The 22,073-nt window shown below is 55.7% G+C and carries 29 protein-coding genes and 1 pseudogene; 10 read left to right on the forward strand and 20 right to left on the reverse strand.

Annotated features, from left to right (window positions below):
* Positions 1–26: 26 nt before the first annotated feature.
* Positions 27–257 (reverse strand): hypothetical protein, encoded by a 231-nt coding sequence (locus RTCIAT899_RS11795; protein WP_041677566.1) that lies wholly within the window; start codon positions 255–257, stop codon positions 27–29.
* Positions 258–971: 714 nt separating this feature from the next.
* Positions 972–1,277, reverse strand: a complete 306-nt coding sequence (locus RTCIAT899_RS33045) for a hypothetical protein (protein ID WP_135488281.1) — start codon at positions 1,275–1,277, stop codon at positions 972–974.
* Positions 1,278–1,709: 432 nt separating this feature from the next.
* On the opposite strand from RTCIAT899_RS33045, the gene RTCIAT899_RS33050 reads away from it, so the two are divergent.
* Both RTCIAT899_RS33050 and RTCIAT899_RS11805 read left to right on the forward strand, forming a co-directional pair.
* The gene (locus tag RTCIAT899_RS33050) at positions 1,710–2,882 is read left to right on the forward strand and encodes a hypothetical protein (protein WP_135488280.1); all 1,173 of its coding nucleotides are present in this window, start codon (positions 1,710–1,712) and stop codon (positions 2,880–2,882) included.
* Positions 2,883–3,036: 154 nt separating this feature from the next.
* The gene (locus RTCIAT899_RS11805; protein WP_015340467.1) at positions 3,037–3,531 is read left to right on the forward strand and encodes an RNA polymerase sigma factor; all 495 of its coding nucleotides are present in this window, start codon (positions 3,037–3,039) and stop codon (positions 3,529–3,531) included.
* Positions 3,532–3,541: 10 nt separating this feature from the next.
* On the opposite strand, the gene RTCIAT899_RS11810 is transcribed toward RTCIAT899_RS11805, so the two are convergent.
* From RTCIAT899_RS11810 to RTCIAT899_RS11845, 9 genes are all read right to left on the reverse strand, one after another.
* The gene (locus RTCIAT899_RS11810; protein WP_015340468.1) at positions 3,542–3,934 is read right to left on the reverse strand and encodes a response regulator; all 393 of its coding nucleotides are present in this window, start codon (positions 3,932–3,934) and stop codon (positions 3,542–3,544) included.
* 276 nt (positions 3,935–4,210) lie between these two features.
* Complete coding sequence (locus RTCIAT899_RS11815) at positions 4,211–4,927, reverse strand: Crp/Fnr family transcriptional regulator (protein ID WP_015340469.1); 717 nt, start codon at positions 4,925–4,927, stop codon at positions 4,211–4,213.
* Between the two features lie 28 nt (positions 4,928–4,955).
* Positions 4,956–5,357, reverse strand: a complete 402-nt coding sequence (locus RTCIAT899_RS11820; protein WP_210305355.1) for an HD domain-containing protein — start codon at positions 5,355–5,357, stop codon at positions 4,956–4,958.
* A gap of 102 nt (positions 5,358–5,459) precedes the next feature.
* Positions 5,460–5,657 carry a hypothetical protein gene (locus RTCIAT899_RS11825; RefSeq protein ID WP_015340471.1) on the reverse strand — a complete coding sequence of 66 codons (198 nt, stop codon included), beginning with the start codon at positions 5,655–5,657 and terminating at the stop codon, positions 5,460–5,462.
* Positions 5,658–5,667: 10 nt separating this feature from the next.
* Positions 5,668–5,850: a hypothetical protein gene (locus RTCIAT899_RS31925; protein ID WP_015340472.1), complete on the reverse strand. Its 183-nt coding sequence runs from the start codon at positions 5,848–5,850 to the stop codon at positions 5,668–5,670.
* A gap of 12 nt (positions 5,851–5,862) precedes the next feature.
* Positions 5,863–6,105 carry a hypothetical protein gene (locus tag RTCIAT899_RS11830; RefSeq protein ID WP_015340473.1) on the reverse strand — a complete coding sequence of 81 codons (243 nt, stop codon included), beginning with the start codon at positions 6,103–6,105 and terminating at the stop codon, positions 5,863–5,865.
* 49 nt (positions 6,106–6,154) lie between these two features.
* On the reverse strand, positions 6,155–7,012 hold the full coding sequence (locus tag RTCIAT899_RS11835) for an SDR family oxidoreductase (RefSeq protein WP_041677568.1): 858 nt from the start codon (positions 7,010–7,012) through the stop codon (positions 6,155–6,157).
* A gap of 65 nt (positions 7,013–7,077) precedes the next feature.
* Positions 7,078–8,163 (reverse strand): DNA topoisomerase IB, encoded by a 1,086-nt coding sequence (locus RTCIAT899_RS11840; protein ID WP_015340475.1) that lies wholly within the window; start codon positions 8,161–8,163, stop codon positions 7,078–7,080.
* Between the two features lie 195 nt (positions 8,164–8,358).
* Positions 8,359–10,143 carry a thiamine pyrophosphate-requiring protein gene (locus tag RTCIAT899_RS11845; protein WP_015340476.1) on the reverse strand — a complete coding sequence of 595 codons (1,785 nt, stop codon included), beginning with the start codon at positions 10,141–10,143 and terminating at the stop codon, positions 8,359–8,361.
* Between the two features lie 254 nt (positions 10,144–10,397).
* On the opposite strand from RTCIAT899_RS11845, the gene RTCIAT899_RS34035 reads away from it, so the two are divergent.
* Positions 10,398–10,601, forward strand: coding sequence for a hypothetical protein (locus tag RTCIAT899_RS34035; protein WP_015340477.1), 204 nt, complete (start codon positions 10,398–10,400; stop codon positions 10,599–10,601).
* A gap of 24 nt (positions 10,602–10,625) precedes the next feature.
* On the opposite strand, the gene RTCIAT899_RS11855 is transcribed toward RTCIAT899_RS34035, so the two are convergent.
* From RTCIAT899_RS11855 to RTCIAT899_RS33625, 5 genes and pseudogenes are all read right to left on the reverse strand, one after another.
* The gene (locus RTCIAT899_RS11855) at positions 10,626–10,847 is read right to left on the reverse strand and encodes a hypothetical protein (RefSeq protein WP_015340478.1); all 222 of its coding nucleotides are present in this window, start codon (positions 10,845–10,847) and stop codon (positions 10,626–10,628) included.
* A gap of 149 nt (positions 10,848–10,996) precedes the next feature.
* Positions 10,997–11,320 (reverse strand): DUF2934 domain-containing protein, encoded by a 324-nt coding sequence (locus RTCIAT899_RS31930; RefSeq protein WP_015340479.1) that lies wholly within the window; start codon positions 11,318–11,320, stop codon positions 10,997–10,999.
* A gap of 160 nt (positions 11,321–11,480) precedes the next feature.
* A pseudogene (gene treS, locus RTCIAT899_RS11860) lies at positions 11,481–13,139 on the reverse strand (maltose alpha-D-glucosyltransferase); the annotation flags it as partial.
* On the reverse strand, positions 13,126–13,554 hold the full coding sequence (locus RTCIAT899_RS34550; protein ID WP_154660797.1) for a hypothetical protein: 429 nt from the start codon (positions 13,552–13,554) through the stop codon (positions 13,126–13,128). The gene RTCIAT899_RS34550 and the pseudogene treS, both read right to left, overlap by 14 nt.
* A gap of 119 nt (positions 13,555–13,673) precedes the next feature.
* Positions 13,674–13,928 carry a DUF982 domain-containing protein gene (locus RTCIAT899_RS33625; RefSeq protein ID WP_015340482.1) on the reverse strand — a complete coding sequence of 85 codons (255 nt, stop codon included), beginning with the start codon at positions 13,926–13,928 and terminating at the stop codon, positions 13,674–13,676.
* Between the two features lie 210 nt (positions 13,929–14,138).
* Here RTCIAT899_RS33625 and RTCIAT899_RS11880 point away from each other — a divergent pair, with 210 nt between their 5' ends.
* A complete protein-coding gene (locus RTCIAT899_RS11880) occupies positions 14,139–14,372 on the forward strand; it encodes a DUF6894 family protein (protein ID WP_015340483.1) in 234 nt (77 codons plus the stop codon).
* A 129-nt stretch (positions 14,373–14,501) separates the two neighbouring features.
* Here RTCIAT899_RS11880 and RTCIAT899_RS11885 read toward each other — a convergent pair whose 3' ends face one another.
* Positions 14,502–15,002 carry a YciE/YciF ferroxidase family protein gene (locus RTCIAT899_RS11885; RefSeq protein ID WP_015340484.1) on the reverse strand — a complete coding sequence of 167 codons (501 nt, stop codon included), beginning with the start codon at positions 15,000–15,002 and terminating at the stop codon, positions 14,502–14,504.
* 143 nt (positions 15,003–15,145) lie between these two features.
* On the reverse strand, positions 15,146–15,319 hold the full coding sequence (locus tag RTCIAT899_RS33790) for a hypothetical protein (protein WP_085999178.1): 174 nt from the start codon (positions 15,317–15,319) through the stop codon (positions 15,146–15,148).
* A 636-nt stretch (positions 15,320–15,955) separates the two neighbouring features.
* Here RTCIAT899_RS33790 and RTCIAT899_RS11890 point away from each other — a divergent pair.
* Positions 15,956–16,372, forward strand: a complete 417-nt coding sequence (locus RTCIAT899_RS11890) for a hypothetical protein (RefSeq protein WP_015340487.1) — start codon at positions 15,956–15,958, stop codon at positions 16,370–16,372.
* Between the two features lie 271 nt (positions 16,373–16,643).
* Here RTCIAT899_RS11890 and RTCIAT899_RS11895 read toward each other — a convergent pair whose 3' ends face one another.
* Both RTCIAT899_RS11895 and RTCIAT899_RS31645 read right to left on the reverse strand, forming a co-directional pair.
* Positions 16,644–17,441, reverse strand: a complete 798-nt coding sequence (locus RTCIAT899_RS11895; RefSeq protein ID WP_015340488.1) for a DUF4365 domain-containing protein — start codon at positions 17,439–17,441, stop codon at positions 16,644–16,646.
* Between the two features lie 103 nt (positions 17,442–17,544).
* Positions 17,545–18,546: a hypothetical protein gene (locus tag RTCIAT899_RS31645; protein WP_015340489.1), complete on the reverse strand. Its 1,002-nt coding sequence runs from the start codon at positions 18,544–18,546 to the stop codon at positions 17,545–17,547.
* 197 nt (positions 18,547–18,743) lie between these two features.
* Between RTCIAT899_RS31645 and RTCIAT899_RS11905 the strand changes: the two genes are divergently transcribed.
* The 5 genes from RTCIAT899_RS11905 to RTCIAT899_RS11930 all read left to right on the forward strand — a co-directional run bounded on the left by RTCIAT899_RS11905 (position 18,744) and on the right by RTCIAT899_RS11930 (position 21,992).
* Entirely contained in the window at positions 18,744–19,472 is a 729-nt protein-coding gene (locus RTCIAT899_RS11905; protein WP_015340490.1) for a hypothetical protein, read from the forward strand.
* An 11-nt stretch (positions 19,473–19,483) separates the two neighbouring features.
* Positions 19,484–20,212 (forward strand): SOS response-associated peptidase, encoded by a 729-nt coding sequence (locus tag RTCIAT899_RS11910; protein WP_015340491.1) that lies wholly within the window; start codon positions 19,484–19,486, stop codon positions 20,210–20,212.
* Positions 20,209–20,415 carry a hypothetical protein gene (locus tag RTCIAT899_RS11915; protein WP_015340492.1) on the forward strand — a complete coding sequence of 69 codons (207 nt, stop codon included), beginning with the start codon at positions 20,209–20,211 and terminating at the stop codon, positions 20,413–20,415. Before RTCIAT899_RS11910 ends, RTCIAT899_RS11915 begins: the two co-directional genes overlap by 4 nt.
* Positions 20,405–20,680 carry a hypothetical protein gene (locus tag RTCIAT899_RS11920; protein WP_015340493.1) on the forward strand — a complete coding sequence of 92 codons (276 nt, stop codon included), beginning with the start codon at positions 20,405–20,407 and terminating at the stop codon, positions 20,678–20,680. The genes RTCIAT899_RS11915 and RTCIAT899_RS11920 overlap by 11 nt, the downstream gene beginning before the upstream one ends.
* A gap of 164 nt (positions 20,681–20,844) precedes the next feature.
* A protein-coding gene (locus RTCIAT899_RS11930) for an IS3 family transposase (protein WP_085999177.1) occupies positions 20,845–21,992 on the forward strand; the annotation gives its coding sequence in 2 pieces (ribosomal slippage) (positions 20,845–21,091 and positions 21,091–21,992; 1,149 coding nt in all).
* Positions 21,993–22,073: the final 81 nt, after the last annotated feature.

Raw genomic sequence — 22,073 nt, forward strand, 5'->3', positions numbered from 1 at the left:
ACAGATACTTCTTTCAGAAGGAACGGTTAGGCCGCGCGACGGCTGCCATCCTCATCAAGGGAAGGCACGCTTTCCGTCGTCCAAAAGCACTCAAGCTTCCCGGTATGGGAATTGATGTGCCAAATGGCGATCAGCCGCGAACGCTGCGGCGATACGGAACGTTCGGCCGGACGGCTGCCGGTCGAAACGGCAAAAGCGTCCGGGGCGGAAAACTTGGTTGCGAACCTGTGTCCGCGGAAGAGAACGATGTTGTTCATGGCTCACCTCATCGGCCCGCCAGACGGCAGATCCGAAGGGCGAGCCGGACAGGCTAGGCCCGACCGACGCTCGCCCGGCGAATGCCGGCAGCGGTCCAAATTGTTGCGATGACCGTCCGGATGCAGCATGACGCCACGACCGGACAGCGACTAGGGTAGCTGTCCATTGGTTTCTTGATCTGTTGGTTTCGTAAGCCTTCGCCTGACGTTGCGAAGACATGCCCGTAGTGTCACAGCCGCGAAGAGCGGTCAATCAGGCGATGGTGCACCGCCATTATACCAAAGTATAAGCCGTAGGCTCTGTTGGCGAATGGACCGATAGGGGCAATAAAATCCTGACCCTAATTGAAGTTACCACTTCTGTGGCGGGCAAGTATCTGGAGGCTGGGAGCTTCTCTAACACTGCGTTGGTCATGAATTTTCCGACCGCCAATAGTTGCGGGGAAGATGGAATTTAGCCGATTAGGACTGTTTTCTTAACGGACCCGCATCGGAAGCGAGCTCGCCGACGTCGAATGAATGTCGGGAAACTGAGCTTTTGTGCAACAATAACTTTCGAAATTAAAGCTCGAGAATAGTTCATTTGCAAATATTTGTGCATTGCATCAGGAATATATAATCGATTCCACTGTCATTTCGCCGTTTATCCAGACGGAGCGCGAAAGACGGCCGCGGTTATATATCTGAAGCAATATAGAAGGCGCGATGAAATTTTTACTCAGAACTTTTGGTGAAATCGCTCTTCTGGATGGCGACGAACATCAAATAAAGTTCCCCAAGAAGGCGCTTCTGATTATTGCCTATCTGCTCACGAGCGATAGAAAATCCGTCAGCAGGACAAATATGGCGAGATTTCTCTGGGGCGATGGCGACCTGGCGAATTCGCTGACAAATCTTCGCAAGCTGGTCTCTCGTATCAAGAGCCGACAATCGGAATTGAACACCGAATTTCTGACCTTTGATGATACAGATATTCACTTGGCGAGCAGTTCGTTCAGCAGCGACATCTTCCCGGCCCATGCAAAGACGTCCAAGGATCCCATAGAGAGCCTTGCTCGCTTGATCGAGGCCTTGCAATCAAAGTTCATGGAGCGGGCCAACTGTCAGACCAGAGCCTTCATCGACTGGCGACAGGGCGAAAGAAAGCGCCACTTTGCGATCTTGAAGGAGACACTGGATGCGGCGGTGAAGCTTCCGACCGCGACCGGCGATGTCGCGCTCATCAAGGAGGCAGCTCTCCTTCTTTTCGAAGCCGAGCCGCAGGGCATTGCAACGCATCGTATATTGTTGAAGGCTTTCGATGCCGAGGGCGGCCTGGAACAACTCAAACGCATATTTGCGCAACGTAAGGATCTCGCCTCATCATGGCCGGCGCTCCTTCGGGCATCCTCTCGCTCATCAATATCGGCCGCCACGCCGCATTCGACCGCCATATCCGAACAGGATATCCCTTTGCGGACGATCTCGCGCATTCCACGTCTCGCATTACTGCCGCCCGCCAGCGGCAGTACCGATGACATGGCAACGATACTCGCATCCTCCCTGATCGAAGATATCACCCTTGGCTTCAGCGCACTGCATAGCCTGAGAGTGATCGCCCCCTACTCCGCCGCTCAGATCGGACGCCAAAGCGGCGATCAAACCACGCTTCTCGAGCGATACGACATCAATTACGTCCTGGAGAGCCGATTAATCGGGCCGAGGGAAGATCCCACGCTCGTTACGCAGCTCATCTCATTGCCAGGCAGCAAGATTCTGTGGGCGGAGCACTTCTCCTTCGCTAAACCGGATCTCGCGCGCTACAAGCGCGAAATCTCGCAGGAGATCGCGCGCATCTTTGTCGCGAAGGTCGAGCATCATGAATTGGCGCGCATATATTTTGAGCCAAGCCCTGTCGCGTATCACCGATACCTTGTCGGGCTGCAATATCTCGATCGCCCTACCCTGCCCAACCTGACGCACGCCCGCAAGGAGCTGAAAGCCGCGCTGCGCCATAGCGCCGATTTTGTACCGGCCCTTGGCTCCCTTGCCCGCACCTATTCCAAGGAATGGCGGTTAACCCCGCGCGGCGGGCACCAACTGCTGAAATCGGCCGAAGATTTTGCCGAACGCGCTATCTCGGCTCGCAACGATTTGTCGGACGGCTATCGCGAGCTGGGCGTCGCCAAGCTTTTTCTGGGTTCTATCGACAGCAGCGTGGAATCGTTGGAAATAGCGGAGACCCTCAGCCCGCATAACGCCGATATTATTGCCGACCATGCTGACACGCTGGTCCACTTTTCCCGGCCCGGCCTGGCTCTGGAAAAAATCCAGCGGGCCATAGATCTCAATCCCATCAATCCGGATGTCTATCTCTGGATCGCCGCCCGAGCGAATTATGCCCTGAACCAGTTCCAGACCGTACTCGATTATATCGGACGAATGACCGATCCAAGGCAAGCGGACGGGCTTGCCGCAGCGAGCTGGGCAATGCTCGGCAATCAGGATGAAGCCCGCGCACTCGTTGGTCGCGTCCGCGAGAACAATCCTGCTTTCGACGTTGATGAATGGCTGTCGCTCGTCCCCGTGAAGGAGCGATGGCACAAGGACCTGTATCGAGAAGGTCTCAAAAAGGCGGGATTTTGAACGCTGAAGTCTTCCAGCCGTAGGTCTTGGCAAACCCTCCCTGAGGTAAATCAAACGTACCTCCGTACGGTAGCGTACGAATGGGCAAGAGCACGCTTTTTCAGCGGAACGACCTGGGTTTTGAGGAATTGTCCCTAAAACCTGGGAGGCTGGAATGAACCGTGAAAATCGGAATACGAAACTTGACGCTGAACTGATCGAACTCGTTCCCGCGCTGCGCAATTTCGCGCGACATTTCTACGCTTCCCCAAACGACATAGACGACCTCGTCCAGGAAACAATCGTCAAGGCGCTGGCTAATCTTGATAAATTCGAAGAAGGAACGCGCCTGAAATCATGGCTGTTCACAATCATGCGCAATGCCTTTTGCACGCGATTTGGGCTTGCTAAACGAGAGCACGTTGGTTTGGGTGAAGCTTCTGAATACAGAACGTCTGTCCCACCCCATCAGGAATGGTCGATACGCGGACATGAGCTTGAGACCGCAATAGCAAAGCTTCCCGAACGGTACCGCGCGGCAATCGAAGCGGTGTTTATTCAGGGTGTGAGCTATGAAGAGGCGGCCAAGCAGTTCGGCTGCCCGATAGGCACGATCAAAAGCCGGGTCAATCGGGCACGAGAAAAGATCGTCAATCAGCTCGGCGACTGATGAACGTCAGTCATTGCAGCCCCTTGCTTCCGTTTCCCCAAAGGGCCTGCGCGATTTTTTCCAACTCTGCCGGCTTCTCGCAAAGCGAAAATCCTCGGAATTCGTCGGGAATGAAGGAAGGATCATAGCCGGTCGCGAAGACAAATGCGACGCCAAGCTTGTCGAGTCGCTCCGCGACAGGAAAAACGAACTCGCCTCCCAGATGAATATCAAGAATAGCGGCATCGATCTCGACGGTATCAATCAGATCCAGCGCGTCATCAACCTTTGCAACCGGCCCTACAACAGTGGCGCCGAGTGAGACGAGCTGGCGGCGAGCTTCATCGGCAAGGAAATACTCGTCCTCGACGACGAGGATGCGCTTACCTGCGTAATACTTCAGATATCCCTGATCGCAAGCCAAAATGCCTCGCCAATATTCTACCGTCAACAAGTCGGGCAAATGCCCCGACAACATTGCCCTCAGCGTAGCGATTGGTTCCTTTCGCTGGACGGCTCGCTGAGATACCTATGTGTCCAAAGCGCTCCGGTATCAAGTCGCCCTGACATCGAGTTACGAAGTGAGCGAAGCCGATCTTTCCCTCAAGAAATCTGCCTCAGGAAACACGATCGTCTCGCGAAGATCGGTGTCCGATATGGCGGCATCCGGACCGGCGTTGACGGGCGTCAGAATTGGTCCTTAGCGAAACTCACCAATCAGGTTTCGGTACTCGTTTTCGGCCCGCCCGTAACAATCACAGGCGAAAGCCTCCAAACCAGCACGATCGCGCACAGTTATCAGACCACGCTCGGACCAGATCAGGCGCCGGCCTTCCAGCACGTGAAAGGCATCGGTAATGGTCGGGCGTCTTACTGCGAGCATCGTTGAAAGAAATTCATGCGTCAACGGGATGCGGTCGCCATCCATGCGGTCATGGCACATCAATATCCAGCGTGCCAGACGCTCCTGAGCGCTATGATTGGCGTTCGCAAGCGACGTATACGCGGATTGAATGAGAAAGGTGTGAACATATTTGCCAATCAGTTCCCGGAGCGTTGGAGTGGTCCGGAGCACTTCCTCCAAACATTCGACCCTTATCCTCTGCCCATCGCCGCTCACCTGCATGAAGATATCAAAAGCGGCAGGCCCGCTATGAAGGATCAGCGAAGCGGGAACCATTCCCTCCCGGCCGATAATGCCCACCTCGCTGGTTTTGTTTCGAGGCGACCGAGCCACGACCGAGGCGATACCGGAACGCAAAAAATAGCAGAACTCAGTCTTTCTCTCGAACGACGAAAGCGTGTATTTCGCGGGTAACTCCACCGGCTCTAGCGCCGAGACGATCATGGATCGGCTTACCATATCCATTCTCGAGAGGAGCAGATTGTGGGTTAGAATATCGATCGTCGTTTCCATCGCGCTCTCTGCTTCAGGTCCCGAACACCTATTGAGATCGGCTTGTTGCCCTAAACAGCATTTGAAGGGCATGGCAGTATTTTTCGGGGTCCACATTTTTCCGTCCGAGCTGCCAGATATTGTCCGCAATATCGATCTGCTTGATTGAAACAGCCAAGGGATTGACGGCCAGCCGGTCTATAAAGGCGATCTCCGGCTCGTCCCGCCGCATCGTCAATGCATCGACGGCCGACAGCACCGAGGATGAAAAACCTTCCTTTCTCAGCCTCTCGATGCTCCAGCCGGCGCCTTTCTCGACGACGTCGTGGAGATAAGCGACGATCTTGCCGTCTTCATCTGAAATGAGCCTCGCGACCCGTTCGCAGTGCTCGAAATAAGGCCTGCCCGTTTTGTCGGTCTGGCCTTCATGTGCGGCAACCGCAATGCGCATGGCCCTATCAAGCGGTTTCACGATTTCTCCCATCGCGTTGAAAACGCGCCGATAATGCCAGAATCGCTTTCATTTTGGCCGTCAATGCACAGCACCTTCCCCCTAATGCCCGCCTTTTCGCTTGGGGTCGTGGCTGTGATGGCGATCGGGTTCGCCGCCACCGCCGGAAACCTTGCTGCGGTCGCGCCGATCGGGGTCGGCGGCTGGCTTGGGAATGTTCAGAGGCGCCTTGGCATTTTCATGGGACGCGCCCGGGCCGCCTTGGCGGATGCTGGCGGGAGTCTTGGTCGACGTGGACATTAGCTCCTCCTTATCGATCCTGTTGATGACCTTGATGGCTGGTGTTGATCCTGCTGTTGCCTTGCTGGCCCATTTTATCGGGATCGCGTGCAACATCAGGTTTGTGCGGATCGGCAACGGCGGCCTTGGAATGGTCTCCAACACCCTTATCGCTTCGATTGTCTGGGGGAACTGGTGGCAATTTGCTGTTCATGGCTTGCTCCTGTCATTGGCCGCTGGTCGACACAACGCCCGTAGCCGGCAAAGCGGGTTCGCCTGGATGAAACTCGAACGCAAAATAGACTGCGATGCAGCAAGCAATAATGAAAATCGCCGCTACGAAAATCATCATGCGGTGACGTGCTTGCGGGTTGCGTTCCATTTTGCCTTCTTGCGAGCATTGCGATCGCGCCAAATGGCGCGACGTCCCGGACTGAAATGCCGGATAAATATTCAAACCGTTTGCCATTCCGAATGTTCCGAAACGAAGGCGACCGCCGTCTATATTCGGTCAGCCGCTATAGGATCGGCTTGCCGCCCGTGACCGCGATAGTGGCGCCGGAAACATAGCTGGAGAGCGGATCGGCGAGCATGACATAGGTGGTTGCAAGCTCGACCGGCTGACCGGGACGCTTCATGGGCACTTGCTTGCCGAAATTCTCGACTGCCTCCGCTGGCATCGTGGATGGGATTAACGGCGTCCAGATCGGTCCGGGAGCAACGGTGTTGGCACGGATGCCCTTGTCGGCGAGGAGCTGCGCCAGGCCTGCCGTGAAGTTCTGAATAGCGCCTTTCGTCGTTGCATAGGCAAGAAGGGTCGGGTTGGGAGTATCGGAATTGATCGAAGCCGTATTGATGATGGCACTCCCCGGCTTCATGTGAGGGACCGCCGCCTTGGTCAGATAGAACATGGCATGGATGTTGACCTTGAATGTCGTCTCCCATTCCTGATCGGTGATATCGCCAATCTCATGAAAACTCGCCTGGTGCGCAGCGTTGTTGACGAGGATGTCGATCCCGCCAAGCTCCGCCACCGCTTTTTCGACGATCATCCGGCAATGCTGCGAATCCTGAATATCGCCTGCGACGAGGACCGCCTTTCGCCCTGCTTCTTCTATCCAGCGTTTGGTTTCCTCGGCATCCACTTCTTCCTTCAAATAAGAAATCAGGACGTCGGCGCCCTCCCGCGCAAACGCGATGGCGACGGCGCGGCCGATACCGCTGTCACCGCCCGTGATGATCGCCTTTTTGCCCGCAAGCTTGCCGGATCCGCGATAGCTCTCCTCGCCATGATCCGGCACCGGCCGCATGGCGGCTGTATAGCCTGGCATCGCCTGTTGCTGCGCTGGAAATGGAGGCTTCGGATGCATAACCATGACGTTCTCCTGTCCTGATGAAGTCTTCATCTCGAACCATCTTTGGAGACCATGGTTCCCTGAATTCAATCAGAAGATTGCCGCTTCTGAGCACGCCTCCTGAGCCAGTGCTGAACGCGGATTTCCTCCAATTCCATCCATTCCAGAAGCCGGCTGCTACTCGTCCGGATCTTGAGAACATCGGCAAGCACTCCTGCCCGGAAATCCTCGAAAACCGCCGGGTGGATGTAAGAGGACTTGCAAACTGAGCGGGTGTTCACGAGCCGTGATGCTATTGGGTCGACCACGCTGTTGATTTGGCGGGCGATAGCCCGCTCGGTTTTCTCGACCTTAAGCGAAGCCAGCGCGGACACTGCCATGCAGGTCGCGCCCCAAGTCCTGAACTGACGCGAGCTGAAATCGCCTCCGGCCGTTTCCTGGATGTAAGCATTTACATCCTCCGATGAGATCTGACGGCATCCGCTATCATCGCAGACATATTTGAACAGTTGCTGTCCCGGCAGTTCCTGCAGGCGGCGCACGATGTTGGCGATGCGGCGGTCATAGTGAACGAGGTTCCATTCCTTGCCGGATTTTCCAGTGAAACGAAACTTGACGCTTCCACCCTCCACTTGCACGTGCCGCCTCCTGAGCGTGGTCAAGCCGTAGGATCGGTTCATTTCCGCATAGGCTACGTTACCCACGCGAATGTAGAGATTGTCCAGCATCCAGACGACTGTCGCCAATGCCCTTTCCATGGTCAGACCTCGCGAGCGCAGATCCCGATCTACCCGTTGGCGAATGTCCGGCAGGCGGGCCGCGAAATCGACGAGGCGATCGAACTTCGCGCGCTCCCGTTCTGACTGCCAATCGGGATGATAGCGGTATTGTTTGCGGCCGCGCGCGTCCGTTCCAATGGCCTGAAGGTGTGAAAGAGGATTGGAGGAGATCACCACGTTCGTATAGGCTGGAGGAATTGCCAATGCATTCAGGCGATTGATCTCCGAAGGTTCCGTGATCCGCTTTCCCGTGGGCGAGTAGTAGAGGAAACCGTTCTTTCCCTGCTTTCGGGTAATTCCAACATTGAGGCTGGGAATGTAGATCAATCCGGAGGTAAGCTTGGCCTCTGCGGTAGCCGCTGCAACGCCGACTTTGGGGAGCATCTGGTTCATGTCCGCATAACTCGGTTTTAGCCCGCCGGTTCCATCGCATTGACGCAGGTGATATTTTGCAGCAACGGAGCCCGCTCGGCGCGGGTGAAGCTTTTGTTCAGGACGCTTGCCCGCCGCGGATCGTTGCGCCGCGGCAGCCACTCCTTCGACTGGAAACGAGTATGCCGATTTCTGACCCGAAGTTATCCCGGTTCTCTAGCGGCGACCAAAGACGGCACTCAGCGCCTGTTTCAAGGTACCCTTGACCACGCCGCTTTCCTCGGGATCTCCTTTCAGCAGGGCGGCGCTCAAGTTGCGCATCTGCTCGAAGGTGATGTGCGGCGGTATCGGCGGCACTTCCGGATCGGTCTTGACTTCGAGGACCACAGGCTGCTGGGCGGCAAGTGCCTCATCCCAGGCAGCACCAAGCATCTCCGGCCGATCGACGAAGATGCCACGCAGGCCGATCATTTCGGCAAAGCGATGATAGGGAACATCGGGAATGCGTTGCGACGCATCGAATTTAGGATCGCCTTCCATGACACGCTGCTCCCAGGTCACCTGGTTGAGGTCCTCATTGTTGAAGACGCAGACGACCATGCGGGGATCGGACCAATTGCGCCAATACTTGGCGACGGTAATCAGTTCGGCCAGGTTGTTCATCTGCATGGCGCCGTCACCAACCAGTGCAACGACCGGCCGATCGGGATGCGCGACTTTCGCGGCGATCGCGTAGGGCACCGCCGCTCCCATGGATGCGAGACCACCCGATAGGGACGCCATCATACCGCGCCGCATGCGCAGATCGCGCGCATACCAGTTGGCGCAGGAGCCGGAATCGCTTGTCACGATGACGCCGTCAGGCAGACGCGGCGAAAGCTCCCAAGTGACACGTTGCGGGTTGACGGGATTGGCTTCGACATGCGCTCTTGTTTCCAGCGTTCGCCACCATTCGCCGACGCTCGTCTCGATCTGCTTGCGCCAGGCAAGGTCCTGCTTTTGCTTGAGAAGCGGCAGGAGTGCCTGCAAAGTCTCCCGGGCATCGCCGACAAGGTTGACCTCCATTGGATAACGCAGAGAGAGCATGTCAGGCCGGATATCGATCTGGACCCCTTTCGCATCGCCCTCCTCGGGCAGGAACTCCGAATAGGGAAAACCGGATCCGACAACCAGCAGCGTATCGCAATCCCGCATCAGGTCCCAGGACGGTTCGGTACCCAGAAGGCCGATGGGGCCGGTTACCCAAGTCAAATCGTCCGGTAAAGCGGCCTTGCCGAGCAGGGCCTTTGCTGCCCCTGCCCCCAGTCGGTCGGCGACCGCGATCACCTCGTCGGTTGCGCCCAGCGCGCCGGCGCCGACCAGAATCGCAACCTTCTTGCCCGCATTCAGGACCGAGGCGGCGCGCTTCAGATCGATCTCGTGCGGCACGGTCCTCGGAGCTACATACCCCAAACCCGACATGACGGAGCCATGCTTACGTGGCGGGGTCTCATATGGCATCTCCTGCAAGTCGTTGGGCAGGATGACCGCAGTCACCGTCTTGTTCGCCAGCGCGATGCGCGCCGCCCGGTCGACCAGATGACGCACCTGGGAGGGCGCCGATGCCTGATGGACGAAATCGCCTGCGACATCCTTGAAAAGCGACGGGAGATCGACTTCCTGCTGATAATGACCGCCGAGCGCCCGACGCGCTTGCTGGCCGACCAGCGCCAGCACCGGTTGGTGGTCCAGCCGCGCATCATAGAGCCCGGTGACCAAATGCGTAGCACCCGGCCCCGATGTCGCAATGCACACGCCAAGCTCGCCCGAGAATTTGGCATAGGCAGAGGCCATGAATGCAGCCATTTCCTCATGGCGAGCCTGGATGAATTCTATTTTTCCGCCGGCCCGGTTCAAGGCTCCGAAGAGGCCGTTGATGCCATCGCCGGGATAGCCGAACATCCGCCGCACGCCCCAGTCGTACAGCCGCTCGACAATAAAATCGCCAACCGTCTTTGCCATGCTCCATCTCCGCTTGCTGCGCATCAGTAGTGCTGAGAAATCTCCCGGCCCAACAAGTAAGATGTGCTTATGTTCCCGATCCGGGCAGGCACCGTCAGACGAGCGCACGTCCAGCGGTCGATGCAACGGAAGCTGGCGATATGAAGGATCAGGCGGCTGCGGCAGGGGGAGATTCGGAACAATAGGCTTGGTCGGCGGTTCCATGGCAGACGCGACATCGCGGCGAAATATCAAACGCTCCACGGAGGCCGAGAATGAAACACCAGCAACCCCAGGATGGTGCCCCAGGAACGACCGATCAGTCGCCGAGATGGGAAGGACCCAGCGGATCGAAGCCCGCCGGCTACCTGCCGGCAAAGGACGGTGGAGAGAAGGCCCGAGACGCACATGGCGAAAACATTGATCATCCCCGCAAGCGTCGAGTTTCCGACGCGATGAAGCAGAAGGGCGATGATTAGGGTCTGTTCAGGATGCGTGTTCGATCACAGAGCCCCATGAGCAGCCTTCGCCAGAAGCACAAGCTGTTGCTCATCGTGAATACCTTGCTGGTATAATTCGATGATCATAGCGGCCGCTTCTTCCGCCATTTCGCTATCTTTGGCGATGTTTCGCTCAGCAAGGAAGCCCTCAAAAGCGCGCTGGCATAAATCCAACTCGCTGGAGTTCAGGAAATGACCGTGGCTGCCCAAGGAATTTCGAATCATTGCGTTCTCTTTCCTTTTTGACGGTGTTGGACGCTGTGAAAGTGTCCGATTCTCAAAATTGCGATGAAAATGACTAGATCGACGGTCTTCCCGCTGCTCGTTTCGCTCCATGGGCTCGATCAGCGAAGAAGGATATTGGCGAGCTAGATCTAGGTGTCGGGACTTTTATTCTCTTGCTCGGCCATATACTCACCGGACCGCGATGCAGGTGGACGGTCGACACGCTTGCGAGGAGCTGCCAAAGCAGGGGGCGCCTCAGGGACATGGGTCGCCTGGGTCACACCCTCCGTCTCGATTACCGGCGAACGTCCTGGTTCGCCCTGCTTTGGTCGGTTACGCCTCCGCGAGACGTCGTGCTCGGCGCGATGCCAATGGGTCAGATGTTCCCCCTCGGGGCGCCCTTCATTTTCCCATATCTGATAGGCGCGTGACCGAATTTCCTCTTCTCTGGTAGGGCGCCCGTTCTTTGCCATCGCATGATGCCTCCCGAAATAGATGCGGAAACCTTCCGGCTTCGCTCAAACGGTCCCGAACAGCCACGTCACCATAATGTTCCATTCAGGCAACGGGTATGTAGAGCGATGCGGCTTTCTTTGCGCGCCTCGCGCCGCAGTCGGCTCAGTCGTCGAAGCACTCGGCTTCGCTCTCAAAGGACAAGAGAAAATATCCGTAGGCCTGGAATGTCAGTGAATAGGAAGCCTGCTCGACGACCGGGAATTTTGTTTCACCAAACAATTCGACAGGGGTTTTACCCAGAAACGGGCCGAGATCCAGCCGTACAGCCTGTCCGTTGTTCGCTAGGTTGGCCGCAAAAAGCACGCAGTCGTTGCGATACTCTCTGGCATAGGCAATGACCGCCGTATTGTCGGTGCTGAGAAAGCGTATGGAGCCCCGCGCGAATGCGGGATGCTGAGCGCGGATCGCCAGGACGCGGCGGATCCAGTTCAAAAGCGAGTGCGGATCGTTTTCCTGCGCCGCGACATTGATGGCGCGATACCCAAATTGCGCATCGTCTATGACGGGAAGTGCGAGCTTGTCGGAAGCGGCATCGGAAAAACCTCCATTCCGGCCATTCGACCATTGCATCGGCGTGCGCACCCCGTCCCTGTCGCCCAAGTCGAGATTGTCGCCCATTCCGATCTCGTCACCATAATAAAGCACCGGGCTGCCCGGCAACGACAGCAGCAGCATGTGGAGAAGCTCAACCCGCCGTCTATCCTGATCCATCAAAGGCGAAAGACGGCGCCTGATCCCCAAATTGAGGCGCGCACGCTCGTCGGAAGCGTAGGTATTCCAGAGGAAATTACGCTCGGCTTCGCTGACCATTTCCAAGGTCAGTTCGTCATGATTTCTAAGGAAAATGGCCCATTGGCAATCGCTCGGAATATCCTGAGTCTGGTTTACCATCGTGATGATCGGCTGGGCGTTCCCCATGGCAATTGCAGTGAAAATCCGTGGCATCAGCGGAAAATGAAAAGCCATGTGGCATTCATCCCCGGTGCCGAAATACTCCCGCGCCTCGTCCGGCCACTGATTGGCCTCGGCCAGGAGAATGACGCCCGGCCGCTCCGCATCGAGCATGTTTCGGATGAGCTTGAGCAGGGCATGGGTTTCGGGAAGATTTTCGTTGTTGGTATTCTCCCGTTCGACCAGATAGGGCACAGCATCCAGCCGGAAGCCATCGACGCCGGCCTTGAGCCAGAAGCGCATGATATCAAGCAAAGCTTCGACGACCTCGGGATTTCGATAATTCAGATCGGGCTGATGCGAGTAGAAACGATGCCAGAAATAGGCTCTGGCGACGGGGTCCCAGGTCCAGTTGGATCTTTCGCTATCGACAAAAATGATGCGCGTCTCCGCGAACTTGTCGTCCGTCTCGGACCAGACATAGAAATCGCGCTCCGGAGATCCGGGCGGCGCATATCTGGCGCGCTGAAACCAGGGATGCTGGTCCGAGGTATGATTAATGACCAGCTCTGTAATCACCCGCATGCCGCGCGCATGCGCCGCCTTCACGAAGGATGTGAAGTCCTTGATAGTGCCGAATTGCGGGTTAATTCCTCTGTAGTCCAGAACGTCGTAACCGTCGTCGCGCCGCGGCGACGGATAAAAGGGCAGCAGCCAGATCGTATTGACGCCGAGCGAGGCCAGATAATCCAGCTTTTGGGTAAGCCCGGCAAAGTCGCCGAATCCGTCGCCATCCGCATCAAAGAACGATTTCACATGCAGTTGATAGATCACCGCATCCTTATGCCACGACGGATAGCGAAGATTGCGGTCAATCGTGCTCAAGCGCCTCTCCCTTGCAACTCCAGCTGATGATCAGCCTCCAGGCTCTGACAATTAAAGCCGGCAGTCCGATCTTCAAGACCGCGAAAGTCGGCCCGGCCCGGAGGCGCTCTGGGTCGTAAACGAAGCCGCCCTGCTCGGTTCGAGAGGCGTCGTTGCCCTCATCCCAGAAACGGAAATTTTCTTTCCACACGTCTTTTCGGCGGGAACTCCGCCCCCATTCCAGAGTTCGGATGTTAGTGACAGCAGTGGGGTGGAGATTATGGAACGCATCGAAACGGAAGCGATTGAAATTCAATCGTCCACGCAGGTCTGGTCGGTTGCCGACTTCGCCAAGCGAAACAAGCTGGATGAGAATGAGGAACGTCGCCTCCGTCAGTTGTTTGGTGCATTCGCCACGGCCTGCGAATTGCAGCATAACATCACGCGCAAGCCGCGATGGAGATAGCCTGCTTCATCACCGCTTGAGATCGAAATGGGGAGGAATGTCAGGGATGAGTTGTCGAAACTTTGAACCGGTTGCCATCGCCTGAAAACTCATGCGTCGAAAACAAAGACATTCCCTTCCTTGACCGCTTCCAGAAACGCCGTGCGAGCAGCTTCAGGGTCTAGACGGCCATCAAATGCCTGGAGCAATGCGTCCTTCGCCACATGGAAAGCTGGCCCATCTTCCAAAGTGGGCCACTCGTGAAGCATATATTCCGAGGCGCGCTCAACGCTCGCGATGTTGACCCGCAGGCCCGTCTTTCTGGCTTCGACGGTGACCGACTTACTCCACCAAATTTGTGTCATGTCCTGCATCCTCCGATGCACTAAACACGGCGGGAAACGGAATGTTCCAACCCTGCCGAAGTCATAACGCCTCATCTGCATGAACTCGGGAAGCGTGCATGAAAATGGAATAGAGCCGGTTGTGCGAACCATCAGTCCTGCTGGACGCGGAACCGGAAGGCTAACCCGGCGTTTGCTGTTGGAAGATGCAAGCATTGCGGGAGCAATCCTATGAAATTCTTCTTCAATCTCCGTTCAGAAGATGCGGTCGATATTGATGGGGATGGAGTGGAGCTACCGTCGCTGCAAGCTGCCAAGGATGAAACCTGCCATTCCGCAAGGGAAATGATCGCCGAACTGATCCTCCAGAACAAGCCGATCGACGGCATGACATTCGAGATCGTAGATGAGAGCGGCGAAGTTCTCGCAACCATTCGCTTTCGCGATCTCATCAGATTGGAATGAGGCGCCTCGACGGAAATGTCGGTTGTCGTTCCGGCTGCGATGGCGGCAACAATCGTTCTTCAACGAGACTCGTGCTCAAGCGGTGCGCTGATGCTGCAGCGCACCGCTGAATCGGATGCAATCGGCGCTTTAAGCTGCCTTTTTGGCCTTCGCGTTGGCGGCAGTTTCCGCCAGCTTCGTCAGCTTTTGGTCCGTAGCCTTCTCTTCCTCCAGTGTCTGCTGAAGAAGCGGCACAGCCTCCTTGAGCCCAAGCTGCTTGGCCCATTCTATTAACGTTCCATAGCGCGCAATTTCGTAGTGCTCGACGGCCTGGGCCGAGGAAATCAGCCCTGCGTCGAGTGCCGGGGTACCTTTGAATTCCTCGATGATCTCGTCGGCTTCGGCGACGATGCCGAGAATTGCTTCGCAGGTCTTGCCGCGCGCCGGCTTTCCGAGGAGCTCGAACACCTGCTCCAGGCGTTCGACATGGCCCTGGGTTTCGTCCCGGTGATGAAGAAAGCCTCGCTTGCCTTCTTCCGCCTGTGCCGCACGTGCCATCTTGGGCAATGCCTTCAGGATTTGCTTTTCGGCGTAATAGATGTCTTTCAGCGTTTCCAGAAAGAGATCGTTCAAAGTCTTCTCGGATGCCATTTGGGGTCCTCCAACATGGGTTTAACGTCATCTTGGTACGGAAGCAGAAGCACTCTGCCTCCCATCAGGTCGGCGGACGGTCTGTCCGCTCGATACACCTGCAGAACGAGAAGTCGGCAGAGCGCGTGCCTCGGCGGATTAGATCAGGATTTCTTGTGGCTTTGCTGACCGGCTTTCACATGCTGCTCGTGAGAGCCGCCCCGCACGCCGCCTGATCGTTGTTCTTTGTGCGATGAAGCCTGCTTCGTGTCGGTATTCTTGTGACCCTGCTGGCCGGCTTTGACATGCTGTTCATGAGATCCACCTTGGGAAGCCATGATGCTTTCTCCTCTCGTTTGATTGCGAGGCCATACGGACCTCCGCCTTCGAACAGCCGATCGCGAATTTGGTTCCTGCATGGTCGCTAAAAAAGTGATTTCGGCGATAGCAACGAGGGCAGCGAAGATGGCAAAAGAACGCAACAGCAAATGCATTCAAGCGATGCTGGATGGATGCTGCTTCATGGCGTTGGGATTGATCGGAAGTCGCACCTTGATTTCGGCGATGGGAGCGCAAATAGGAGAATGGAGAGCCGGCGACCAATCGGCCCCATGAGCAGCTAAACCGTGCGAGATTATAGGATTTGGTGGGCCCGGAGGGCCTCATAAAAGGAAACAAAAACAATCAATTGGTGATATGGTTAGCCAGAAAAGTTTTCGCATTGTTTCAAAGGTTGCCTTTGCTCACCGCCTATTCAAAACAGTCGGATCCACACCACTGCAAAACCTGCTAGGTACTCAGATATGACCGGTACCAGCTAAGCCTAACACATCAAATGCAGAGGGACTGACCAGATGGCAGGCTGCTTTCTATAGGACTGAATTGTCGGAATTCGGCTGCGTGCGGGCGAAGTCTTGACGAAGTGTACGTGAGGACGGCATCTGATGAAATCGTATCCGATCGGGAGAACTTAGGTGCGCTTAGGGATTGCCGTTGCATTTTTGCTGCTGTCCACCAGCACGGCCTTTGCAGAATTTATGAATGGGTATTCAGACTGGCAGGGAGCTGCTGATATCGTTAAGTACGCATATGTCGAGGGGCTTTACGACAGCTTCATCGGCAACATAACTACTGAAGATCAGCCATGGGTTATCGCGCGGCGCGCAGGTGTGGAAGAGTGCGCCCTTGCCCTGAAAATAAGTCCCAAGATGATATCCGACGCTGTGACAATGCACTACCAGACGTACAACGTCGATTGGGCTATACGGCCATCTGCAATCTTTGGGCGTGTCATGCAGGAGGTGTGCATCACGTACATAAACACTGCACGGCGTTCCTTTGGTCTAGCCGATTGGAAGACGCCAAAAGGATCGTTTCTGTCTAACGAATAGAAATTGGCGCTGCCGAATCGTTGCCCCGACCGCGTTTGAATTCCGATTCCAAAAGGTCACCGGCGCGAACCCTGTCAGGTACGCAAATAATTTCAAGCGCTTACGGAAGACTACGGAGCGCTTAATTCCTACAGGAAGCATATAGGAAGCAGCTATTGTGGCGAGGGCGAGCATTGGGCGCAGATCGGCGCCAGCTGTGGCGCGGCGCTGCCTTCTGGATGGACCGGCGCTGGCTTCTGGACGAAAAAATGCACCCGTGTGTTGTTGCGGATTACTGACCATCTACAAAGTATTCCTCCAACCTGACGAACGCTTTGCCCAACTCGTTTAGCTGGACTTCGAAGGTGTGAACAACAACCTCCCCGGCCCACAGCTCCTCGGTTTCTATTTCATCGTAACTCAGCCATGGGAAAAGCCATTCAAACACTTCGTCTGAGACTGCAGCAGCAATACGAAATTCGAACTCGTCAAAAGCTTCGTCCAGAGGTGACTCGACGTGAAACGTAGCTTTCCGAAACCTCAAGTGTTTGTTAGGCCACTCCTCGACCTTCACAAAAACAGGGTCTGAAGCATCTACAACCCGCATCGTGGAGAGATCTGCACCAAAGCGCGCTCGACGCAGTGCTTCGGGTTCCATCGGTCCGAGTTGCTCAAGCACATGGGCGGCGTGGTCTGGGGTCAAACGCTGGTGTGGCGTAAGTTCGATCGAAGCGTTTCCGTTTTCGCCAATAGTGAGAAGGCTCTTTGAAATCCGCGAAAAAAGGATGAGGCCACTCTTTGGATTATGCAACACTATAAAAACGGGAAGACTATGGCCAAGCCAGTAGCTCAAATGGCGAGGTTTAAGAGGAAAGACGATATTTTCGCCCTTCTTGCGGAAATACGAGCTTCCAGACTTAATCTGCAACGCAATTAGCTGTCCAGTTGGCCGCCCATCTCCGACCACTTCAACCTGGGCATCAATGCCAAAATCGCTTTCATGCTGCCTCCGGAAAATCCAACCCATGTCGAGAAAGCACCGCGCTACGGCATTCACACCCTTCTCTCCGGTGTTGTCGGACGTAGTCATAGAGTTTAGATCCAGAAGCTGTGATGCCGAGAGGGAATATGAACCTGCGTTGCGGTAACATTTGAATACTGTAGGGCGGCAAAATTGGTCTTTATCGCCGTGGCTAGCGTCTTGAGATTTCGCGCCCGTTCACCTCTATGCGCACCACGTCGTCGTAGTGCCCGATCCGATCCAGCACATAATTATAAGGGTCTATCGCTACGGGTAGTCGAAGAGTGAATTGATAAGTCCGCTCTCCAATGCCACTTCCAACAAGATGCTCTTGAAGAGCCAATTGAGCCGCTGAATGGCCGATATTAAATTGGTGCTCGGTGATACCTTGCGAGAATGTCAGGGTGCCGGTGGTCGAGAGTACGGGTGTTGCATAACCACCGCCGCCATAAGTGCGATATCCGTAGAACTGCTCTGGCTGAACGACACCAACGGCGCTCGCGATGGGGCCAATATGCCTCTCAAGCGCATTGAGCCGCCTTTCCATTTCAGCAGCTTGTTCGATGAGCAGCACCTCTGCTGATGTAGCGGTCTTCAACACCTGGAGTTGCGCACGCGCCTTTGTGACGGGATTATCAATCAGAAAGTTTTCCACCTGAGTTTCTGCGACTACCGCTTGCAGCTCTGCTCTAGCATCCCGCAGTGACTGCGGTTCCCTGACGGAAAATGGTATCGCCCGGTTCGGCTTAACGTCGAAGGGAAGGTCGGTGTCGTCAAGAAACATGTGAACTGTTGGCTTCGAGACGGTGTGCCTTATCCCCATTTCGTAGAACACGTTCACGTTCAATTTGCTCATATCGATAATGACGAGATCGGCATCGTAGAGATGGTTGATGATCTGACTATCGATCATGCCGGGCGCGCGCATTTTATCAGCCCTGATAACCTCGAAATCGGCGAAGTGATTGTCAAAGACTGGCTTAATGATCTCTTCCAGAAGCCAGTCCGCATGGATACGCGAAGGAGAGCCTTGCGCCCCTATTGGGCAAGCGACAAAGCACTTTTTCTTAGCGCCGGGGGGCGATTTTTCTTTTTGTTCGTTCGAATCTGTCTTCACATCGACCATCGTTGGCCTCGTTTTCAGTTGAATGGTCACTTTTGCAAAATCGTACATAGTGCTTTTGCAATTGCATAGCTGCAATCGGCCTCTTCAATGCGGAACTGCACGAACGCTTCGAATGCCCCTTGAACCGCATATAAGAGAGAATGAAGCGGTCTTTGGCGCGGCCGACAGAGATCAATCTTGACTCCAGCCTGAACCAGAACATAATAAGAACATCAAGGCGGCAGCAACATCGAATGAGGAAATCTATGCCGCGCGATATCCGCTCAATTACACCCGCTTTTGAAACTTTACGCTTTGTCGCTGCCGTGTGCATCGGGAGAACCAGCAAGCAGACAAAACGAGACTTTGCAGGCTATGCCGTGGGAAAACGCCGTAAGCTCTCGGTGGTGCCTTACATCGCCGGCGATATGGCGAAAGAGCTTATCAGGTCGGTGCAAGTCGCGAACGGCAATCAGCGCGTGACGGCGGAAGAGATTGCCGGAAAGATCGAGGCGATTTTGCTCGGCTTGGATGAAAAAACCGCCTTCAATCTGGCGAGCATTGCGACTGAAGAAAGGGAGGCGGTCGTTGACCTGATTGCCGATCAGGTTCGGGCGATGATGCTCACGGACTACACGGTATCTGAGGTCGAGAAGGAGCCTGAACCGCCAAAGCCCGTCGAATGGAATGGATGGCAGAGCTTTGAATCCATTAAAGCCGCCGAAAAGCCTCAGTATAAATGGCGGCATACATGGGCCGACCGATGCGGAAATGATTTTGTTGGCTACAAGGATGGCAAATGCATCGGCCGGGTTTTCCAAATCGATTACACGGCGCAACGAGATAGATGGTTTTGGCTGATTGAACACGTACCTGTTGAGCGTCCCGCGCGGGAAAACCGGTCGGCAGGTTGGGAATGGACGGCCCGTGAAGCGGCGTGCCGTGCTGAAAAATGCTATGACGCTATCATGCGTTTGAACGGCAAGCAGGCTTAGGGAGAGAAAGCATGTGCGGTCGCATTTATATCAAGGCATCGCTGCGCGAGCTGCTGTTGAACTTTTCGTTCGCCGGCCCCGGCGATACCGAACCGCTGTCAAATAGCTTTCCGAACTATAACGGCGCACCAACGCAATCCTACCCCATCATCATCAGGGATATCGTCCAAGAGCCGGATATAACCGGCCCTATATTTGCATCGGCGAAATGGGGATTCGTGCCCGAATGGGCGAAAGACGAGCAGACCGGCAGGCCTGCGCCGATCAATGCCAAGGCGGAAGGTATCCAAACGAACGGCATGTTCCGGAATGCCTATAAGTCCAAGCGCTGTCTCGTCCCGATCAATGGCTTTTTCGAATGGAAGGACATCTACGGCACCGGCAAGAACAAGCAACCCTATGCCATTGCCATGAAGGACGGCAGTCCATTTGTGCTTGCTGGCATCTGGTCTCTTCGCCGAGATCGGGATACGGGGTTGGACAAGCGGACATTTGCCGTTGTGACCTGTCGCCCCAACGAGTTGATGGCGACCATACATGACCGCATGCCTGTTATCCTTCGCCCGGAAGACTATGAGCGCTGGCTATCGCCCGAGCCGGACCCCGCCGATCTTATGACGCCCTTCCCCTCCGAGCTGATGACGATGTGGAAAATCGGAAAGGACGTTGGGAATGTCAGGAACAATCGGCCCGACATCATCGACCCCCTTCCCGAAGATCCGGAGCCGCCATTGCTATGAGCGATGACACCCGCACAGCCACCTATCCATTCCCGCCAACTTACTTTGAGCATTATTGCGAGCATGCCGGGTGCGGCCTCTGGGGCCTGCTCGGCTATGAGCCGGTGAAAGGGCAGAATAGCTATTGGTGCTGGGAGCATTTTCCCGATGAAGAATGGAAGGCCGACAGGCGCAAATACCGGGAGGCGGTAGATGCGCATTGATCAGGTGCGAGATGCCTATCTCTGGACGCTTTTTCGACCGCATGAGGAACCCGCGACAGGCTACGGATTCCTAAGCGAGCTTACGGGATGGCTGGACAATCTAAATCTGCCCGGCGTTACGCCGTCAACGTGGATCATTGATGTATGCTTAGAGAAAGTCGACAACGATCATCTCGAATATTCTCATGACGTTGGAGGCGAGCATGAATGGAAAATCATCCTCGCGCCAACCGCGCGTCATGAGATCGAAAATCTACCGAAGTAGCCGCTGCCTGTTTTCTTCTAGGATGCGCTCAATAGTCCGTACGCGCTCCTGCCGGCGTTTAAGACTTCTGCGCGCTTTGCCGCGAGCCTGCGCACGCGATATGGCCTGCTGCCGGTTTCGTGGATACCGAGTTAAGGTGTTTCCAATGAAACTGGAGCGCATGAATGCAACGAAGGAAGTTCAGCCGCGAGTACAAGCTTGAGGCAGTGAAGTTGGTGCGAGAGCGTGGGGTCAGCGTTGCGCAGGCATCCCGCGATCTGGATGTTCATGAGAATGTCTTGCGCAAGTGGGTAAGGGAATACGGTTCGGACCCGGCACAGGCGTTTCCTGGTCAGGGACAGATGAAGCCCGAGCAGCTTGAGATCGAGAGGCTTCGGAAAGAAGTCGCCAAGCTGAAGGCGGAGCGCGACATCTTAAAAAAGGCCGCCGCCTACTTTGCGAAGGACGTGATATGAAGTTCGCGTTCATTGCAAAGCACCGCTCGATCTGGCCGGTGGCATGGCTCTGTGAAGCGCTGGGTGTATCGCGTTCCGGCTTTCATGCCTGGTTACATCGGTCACCGAGCCAGCATGCCCGGTATGACGAGGCTCTGCTCGACAAGATCAAGGACAGCTTTAAGGACAGCGACCGCACCTACGGCGCGCGGCGTGTCTGGCATGATCTTCTCGCGGAAGGCTTTTCCTGTGGGCTGCATCGCATCGAGCGTCTCATGCGCGACAACGCATTGAGAGCAAGACCGAGAAGGCGGGGTTTGCCGAAAGACGACGGTGAGCGCCCGGTCATCATGCCGAATGTTCTGGACCGTCAGTTCTCGGCGGGAAGGCCGAACCAGAAGTGGGTGGCCGATTTTACCTACCTATGGACGGCTGAGGGCTGGCTCTATGTGGCTGCCGTCATCGACCTGTTCTCGCGCCGTGTCGTCGGCTGGTCGATGAATGCCAACATGACGGCCCAGCTCGTCACAGATGCGCTGATCATGGCGATCTGGCGCAGAGGCAAGCCGGATGCGCTTCTCCACCATTCGGATCAGGGTAGCCAATACACCAGCGAGCAGTTCCAGCGTCTCATGGCCGATCACGGCATCACCTGCTCGATGAGCCGGTCAGGCAACGTCTGGGACAATGCCGCGATGGAAAGCTTCTTCTCATCACTCAAAACGGAAAGGACAGCTCGCAAAGTCTATAGGACCAGGGACGATGCAAAGGCGGACGTGTTCGACTACATCGAGCGCTTCTACAATCCGAAGCGTCGGCATTCGACACTGGGCTACCTCAGCCCGATGGAATTTGAAAACAAGGTCGGATTAGCCTAACTCGGTGTCCGAAAAACCGGCAGCAGGCCAGGGTGACGATATTTAGACAGTACTCCGATCTCTGGATATGTACACCAGAAT

Source organism: Rhizobium tropici CIAT 899 (genome assembly GCF_000330885.1).
In the GTDB taxonomy this organism is placed as follows: domain Bacteria; phylum Pseudomonadota; class Alphaproteobacteria; order Rhizobiales; family Rhizobiaceae; genus Rhizobium; species Rhizobium tropici.